This is a genomic window from Paenisporosarcina sp. P4_E4_2 (assembly GCF_056401595.1).
The window spans coordinates 1-5,944 of sequence record NZ_JBFUJC010000194.1; the positions used below are offsets into that span (position 1 = coordinate 1).

Annotated in this window: 7 protein-coding genes; 5 read left to right on the top strand and 2 right to left on the bottom strand. The window is 38.4% G+C overall.

Annotation, left to right across the window (positions count from 1 at the left end; translation table 11 throughout):
* Positions 1 to 715: 715 nt before the first annotated feature.
* Positions 716 to 1,054, top strand: a complete 339-nt coding sequence (locus AC1DSB_RS13020) for a DUF5658 family protein (RefSeq protein ID WP_477531943.1) — start codon at positions 716 to 718, stop codon at positions 1,052 to 1,054.
* A 247-nt stretch (positions 1,055 to 1,301) separates the two neighbouring features.
* On the opposite strand, the gene AC1DSB_RS13025 is transcribed toward AC1DSB_RS13020, so the two are convergent.
* Positions 1,302 to 2,003: a B3/B4 domain-containing protein gene (locus AC1DSB_RS13025; protein ID WP_477531942.1), complete on the bottom strand. Its 702-nt coding sequence runs from the start codon at positions 2,001 to 2,003 to the stop codon at positions 1,302 to 1,304.
* A 54-nt stretch (positions 2,004 to 2,057) separates the two neighbouring features.
* On the opposite strand from AC1DSB_RS13025, the gene queG reads away from it, so the two are divergent.
* The 3 genes from queG (at position 2,058) to AC1DSB_RS13040 (ending at position 4,170) form a co-directional block, all read left to right on the top strand.
* Entirely contained in the window at positions 2,058 to 3,194 is a 1,137-nt protein-coding gene (gene queG, locus AC1DSB_RS13030; protein ID WP_477586856.1) for a tRNA epoxyqueuosine(34) reductase QueG, read from the top strand.
* 13 nt (positions 3,195 to 3,207) lie between these two features.
* A complete protein-coding gene (gene trmL, locus AC1DSB_RS13035; RefSeq protein ID WP_016429213.1) occupies positions 3,208 to 3,681 on the top strand; it encodes a tRNA (uridine(34)/cytosine(34)/5-carboxymethylaminomethyluridine(34)-2'-O)-methyltransferase TrmL in 474 nt (157 codons plus the stop codon).
* Between the two features lie 306 nt (positions 3,682 to 3,987).
* Positions 3,988 to 4,170, top strand: coding sequence for a hypothetical protein (locus tag AC1DSB_RS13040; RefSeq protein ID WP_477586857.1), 183 nt, complete (start codon positions 3,988 to 3,990; stop codon positions 4,168 to 4,170).
* Between the two features lie 27 nt (positions 4,171 to 4,197).
* Here the strand turns inward: AC1DSB_RS13040 and AC1DSB_RS13045 are convergent, their stop codons facing one another.
* A complete protein-coding gene (locus AC1DSB_RS13045; protein ID WP_016429210.1) occupies positions 4,198 to 5,502 on the bottom strand; it encodes an NCS2 family permease in 1,305 nt (434 codons plus the stop codon).
* Between the two features lie 173 nt (positions 5,503 to 5,675).
* Here AC1DSB_RS13045 and AC1DSB_RS13050 point away from each other — a divergent pair.
* A partial coding sequence (locus AC1DSB_RS13050) for an aldo/keto reductase (protein ID WP_477586858.1) occupies positions 5,676 to 5,944 on the top strand: 269 nt, incomplete at its 3' end.

The following is a 5,944-nucleotide window of genomic DNA, read 5'->3' on the forward strand; positions in this document are numbered from 1 at the left end:
CCTGTTAGGATGTTCTGAAAGCCCCAGTTTATTCAAATCCATCATATTGATTAGTTACAAAAAAAAACGCCTAAGCAAAATGCTTAAGCGTTTTATGCGAGAAATAAAACATGGCTTATCAACCCAAGCCCCGCACTATTGAGTATTAGCTTTATTTCACTTCATAAACGTTGAAAAATATTCCAATGGAGCGAACCTAAGTCTAAGTTTATTAATGTGAATTACAAACGCGTAACTTGTTTAAAGGAGTTATTGGATTTTGACTTTCCTTGAATTCGGATTGGGTTGTAATAACTCTTCTGTAAAGGAAGGCTGAACAAACCAAGTTCCGCCCAAGTATACAATCAGAAATAACACAAGTTCGCATAAATATGAAAGCCATGGAGATAAGAAAAATTGGACTCTACTGCTTTAAATTGAATGATTCCATCCCCGACGTTCCCAGATACTCCATAAAACAGTCCATATGCAATATTTTATCCACCGTGCAATCCTGAATTTGCCCAGATTGAATGGGTCTTGTAAAAGGAATGAGCCAAGCTGATACCCAGACAGGCTGAAAAAATAAAGTTATTTATCGTCAATCCTTCTAACCAAATATCGTCAAGCGTATAAAGGATTACCGAGATTACAATCAGCATTCCAAATGCCTTTATTAAATAGACGAATTTCTGGTAAAGGAGATATATCAAGATATGATTAAGTCGTTATTCACTTGACCACATTGAATATATCAAATAAAGATAAAGGTGATAAAATGGTTGGCTGGGCTTGGCTGTTAGTTGTATTAAATAGTTTGGATGGAATTGCCACATATGTCGGAATCACAATGTTGATTATCTCCGAAGCTAATCCACTATTAATAAAGTTAGACCCGTTTACTATTCTCATAATTAAACTGTTTTTAAGCACCCTTTTTGCAGTATTTATTTTAAAATATCCATTCCAACAGTTTGGTAAAAGTTTTAAATACGTATTGAGTTTTGCCAATGCCTGTTATCTAAGTGTTTTCTTATTTCACATTTTTTGGATTGGCATGAGCATTATGACTTAAAATCATGCGATATTCAAAAATAGGAATAAAACATTTTCATAAGGGAATCCAGAATAATGTGATCATTATTTTGGATACTCTAAAGGAGATGATAGCAATGACAAATGTAAAATTAGCCGTTGTTTATTACAAGAAAGAGACATTCCAACTTTTAGATCAACGTACGCTGGTTTAGAAACGATCATTAGGGAACTGAACAATAACGAATAGAAAAAACCGCTTCGATTGAAGCGGTTTTTCTATGCAATCATGATATAGTTGGCAAGTTAGCCTGAACCTGCTCTTTAGATAAAATTACGGATGAAAAGTTTCCTCCGTTAACTTGTGTAAACATTTTTCCTGCCGCAGTAACTAGCTGCTCTGCAGCCTCAATCGACATGGAAGGCTTTAAAAAGAAAACTTGTAAAGCGTCAACGGTTTGTTCACTGACAGCGGTGCGGAGTGAATCTACAAAAGGGCTTCCAAATGGACCTATCGTATCTTGGATGGTAAGGATGCCATGTAAATTATTTTCGCGTCCATTGATTCCGGTATATGTAGTGTCAGATACTCCTAGTTCTATGTGAATATCACTTTCTACATGAGATAAATCATAAAGACCAACAGGGATTTCATATTGCAAGGAAAAGAAGTTATTTAAATCCACACCACTGTTTAAAGGCTGTAAATAGTTTTGATTGCGAATTCGACGCATCATGGCCTCCATGGCGGGGCGATAACGACCAGGATCGGCTCCAAACTTTTTCCAAAGAGCCCGCCATTCTTTAATTCCTTCATAATCAGTCAATTCTTTATCTTGTAAGTCAAAAAATAAGTGTTCTTGAAATAATTGCATGCGTCCTTTTAACATTTGAGGCGATTCTGAGATGACAAATTTGGTATAATGGTTAATGCCTATTTTAATAAATTCGTCGATTTGAAAAATGGACGATTCTATAGAAGCTTTCATGCTTTCACCTACAATTCGTTTTTCAATAGTTTATCACAAGGAGGGAGAAGTTTTATGAATGTCAATCAATTTCAACAAGAACTAATAACATATGCACATTCCATTGGCATCGATAAAATCGGCTTTGCTTCTTCCGATCCTTTTCGTGAGTTGAAGAATCGATTGAAACGCCAACAGGAACTAGGGTACCAATCAGGCTTTGAAGAGCCTGACCTTGAAAAAAGAACGGTTCCATCGCTTTTATTGAACGAAGCTGAGAGTATTATTTCCATCGCCATTGCCTATCCATCACGCATGGAAAATGCACCGCAAGGGAAGAAAGGCGAGCGACGGGGGATTTTCGCCAGAGCCTCATGGGGAATCGACTATCACACAGTGTTAAGGGACCGTTTAGCTAAATTGGAGCTGTTTATAGCGGAACATATTGAAGACGCTAAAACACGCTCTATGGTGGACACAGGAGAGTTGTCTGATCGGGCTGTTGCCGAGCGTGCGGGAATCGGATGGAGTGCTAAGAATTGTTCGGTTATTACGCCTGAATTTGGATCCTATGTTTATTTGGGAGAGATTATTACGAACATTCCCTTCGCACCTGATACACCAATGGAAGATGAATGTGGAGATTGTCGATTGTGTTTGGACGTTTGCCCGACTGGTGCGTTGATTGAAGGTGGTCAGCTCAATGCGCAACGATGTATTGCTTTTTTGACTCAGACCAAGACATTTTTACCAGATGAGTTCCGAACCAAAATCGGAAACCGCATCTATGGATGTGATACTTGCCAAACGGTTTGTCCGAAAAATAAAGGTAAATTCAATATGCATCAAATTGATTTTCAGCCTGACCCTGAACTTGCAAAGCCATTGCTATTACCACTGTTGAAAATGAGCAACAAGGAATTCAAAACTAAATTCGGCCATGTGTCCGGTTCCTGGAGAGGGAAGAAACCCATCCAAAGGAATGCAATTTTAGCACTGGCACATTTTAAAGAAGAAAGTGCCATTCCTGATTTGATTGACTTACTCCAATCTGATGAACGACCGGTGATTCGTGGCACAGCTGCATGGGCCATAGGTAAGATTGGTACATCTGAAGGAATGGAAGCTTTGCAAAAAGCTTTAACAGTAGAGAAAGATCCAGAAGTGATTGAAGAAATTCTCAAAGGGATATCCTTTGAAACCATACATTGAGGAAGTGACGGAAATGGCTATACATGTGGTACTTTATCAACCACTTATCCCAGCAAATACAGGTAACATTGCCCGTACGTGTGCAGGGACGGATACGAAATTACATTTAATACGACCATTAGGGTTTTCAACCGACGATAAAATGCTAAAACGTGCAGGGCTCGATTACTGGGAGCATGTTGATATTCACTACTATGACGCTTTAGAAGAGTTGTTTGCTAAATATCCGGAAGGGGAGTTTTTCTTCCTTACGAAGCATGGGTCTAAACCACATACTACGTATAACTATAGCGAGATTGAGAAAGATTTCTTTTTCGTCTTCGGAAAAGAAACGTCTGGTTTGCCTCGTGAATTGATTGATGCGAATCAAGACCGTTGCCTACGTATTCCGATGAATGATAATGTACGCTCATTAAATTTGTCTAATACAGCTGCTATTTTAATTTATGAAGCACTGCGTCAACAAGATTATCCGAATTTAGATTAAAAAAACGGGATTGCTAATTATAGCAATCCCGTTTTACATGATTATTTCTTTTCAGATGCACCTGGTTTGTCATCGTACCCTGCCGTGAAGATCGCAGCAAGGAATGCAACAGTAACACCAAGAATAAGTAGTAAGCTCATTTTTGTTGCCTCCTTTTGAGAGTATTACAATATCATACCTAAGTATAGCTTACTTCATTTCAAAAAGAAATATTCTCCTCGATACAATTATGGCGAAATTCGTTCAATGCAAATGTTGCTTTCTCTGTAAGGTTCTTATACGATAGCAAAAAGGAGCTGAGCGAACATGTCGAAAAAAGAACGAGATCCTGAGAATGGTTCMATGGCTTCATCGATGGAAGAGATGAAACAGCTTGGCCGTCAAATGGAAAAAATGCGTGATGAACATGAATTGAAAAAAGATCATCGAGTTTCCGATCCTGCACAATCGGATGAAGCTGAACCGATTCWTAAACGAAAAAACGACTGAAGTCAAAAGGCTCCAGTCGTTTTTATATTAATGAGGCAAGAATAGTAACTGATACAGGAACAGAGCAGCGAAGATATATAGTAACGGATGTACTTTTCGTGCCTGGCCTTTAAAGATTTTTAATAATGGATAAAGGATGAATCCTAGTTCAATACCTGTGGCAATACTTGATGTCAGTGGCATTGTTAAAATAATTATGAAAGCAGGGAAGGCCTCGTCGAAAGAATCCCAATCGATATGCTTCACTGCACTGATCATCAAACTACCGACAATAATCAAAGCTGGTGCAGTAATGGCAGCTACACTTGATAGCGAAGAAACGAGTGGTCCAAAGAAAGCGGCAATGATGAATAAAACAGCGACAGTAACAGATGTTAAACCTGTACGACCACCAACAGCTACGCCTGAAGACGACTCGATGTATGCAGATGTTGGGCTTGTACCGAACATAGCTCCGACTGTTGTCGCTACTGAATCTGCAAGCAAAGCCTGTCTTGCACGTGGCATTTTATTGCCTTTCATTAGCCCAGCTTGTTTTGCAACACCAATCATCGTTCCTGTAGTATCAAATAAAGTAACGAGTAAGAAAGAAATAACGATGCCGAACATGCCATAATGGAAGACATCCATAAAAGCAACAGCTGGGTTCCATACAATGATGCCTTCTGGTAAAGACGGTAGTTTCATCAATGTTTCTTCAAACTTCAGTTGGCCTGTGAAGAAAGCAACAATTCCGGTAACAATCATTCCATAGAATAAAGCTCCGTAAACATTCATCACCATCAAAATCAATGTGATTATCAATCCGAACAATGTCAGCAATACTGGTGCACTTGTTAAATCTCCAAGCTTCACCAAGTTTTGGGGATGAGCTTCAACCAAATGAGATAGTCGCAGACCGATAAAAGCGATAAACAAGCCGATACCAGCGGTAATACCATGTTTTAAATTTTCAGGGATAATTTCGATTAATTTTTTACGTAAAGGTGTTAAAGATAAAATGATAAATAATAGTCCGGCAATAAATACTGCTGAAAATGCAGTGATGTAATTAATTTCCCCATTAGAGGAAATAACTACGGTGTAAGTGAAAAATGCATTCAATCCCATACCTGGTGCAATGGCGATAGGATAGTTTGCAAATAACCCCATCCATAAAGTACCTATAACTGCTGAAATAATAGTTGCTAGAAAGACTTGATCAAAAGGTACGCCAGCATCTGCCAAGATGACCGGATTAACGATTACGATATAAACCATCGTCAGAAATGTCGTCATACCTGCGAGGATTTCAGTTTTTACATTAGTATTATGCTCATTTAAGCGAAACATAGTGTGTCTCCTTTCAAAAAGACGAACGAAATAACCAACATTTCATATATTATTCGCTTTTAGGGGAATATGCAATAGTTTTTGATGAATAAATCATCTCACTCGTAAAATTTAGATTCAATTTGTACAATAGATGTATGAAGAAAGAACAAGGAATGGAAAGGATGAAGAACATGACTTTAACAATACAATCCACCAAAACATTACATAACGGCATTGAGATTCCACGTCTGGGTCTAGGCGTTTATAAAATGACAAATCCCGAAGAAGCAGTAAAGGCGATGACTACGGCTCTTCAAGTAGGTTATCGTGCAATCGATACTGCTTCTTTATATGCCAATGAAAAAGAGGTCGGCGAATCGGTTCGGGCATCTGGTTTAAAACGTGAAGATGTTTTTGTTACAACCAAAGTGTGGAACGCCGATCAAGGGTATGATCAGAC

Excerpts from the sequence above, each read along its gene's own strand:
- AC1DSB_RS13025 (WP_477531942.1), bottom strand. The coding sequence starts at position 2,003 with ATGAAAGCTTCTATAGAATCGTCCATTTTTCAAATCGACGAATTTATT.
- queG (WP_477586856.1), top strand. The coding sequence starts at position 2,058 with ATGAATGTCAATCAATTTCAACAAGAACTAATAACATATGCACATTCC.
- trmL (WP_016429213.1), top strand. The coding sequence starts at position 3,208 with ATGGCTATACATGTGGTACTTTATCAACCACTTATCCCAGCAAATACA.
- AC1DSB_RS13045 (WP_016429210.1), bottom strand. The coding sequence starts at position 5,502 with ATGTTTCGCTTAAATGAGCATAATACTAATGTAAAAACTGAAATCCTC.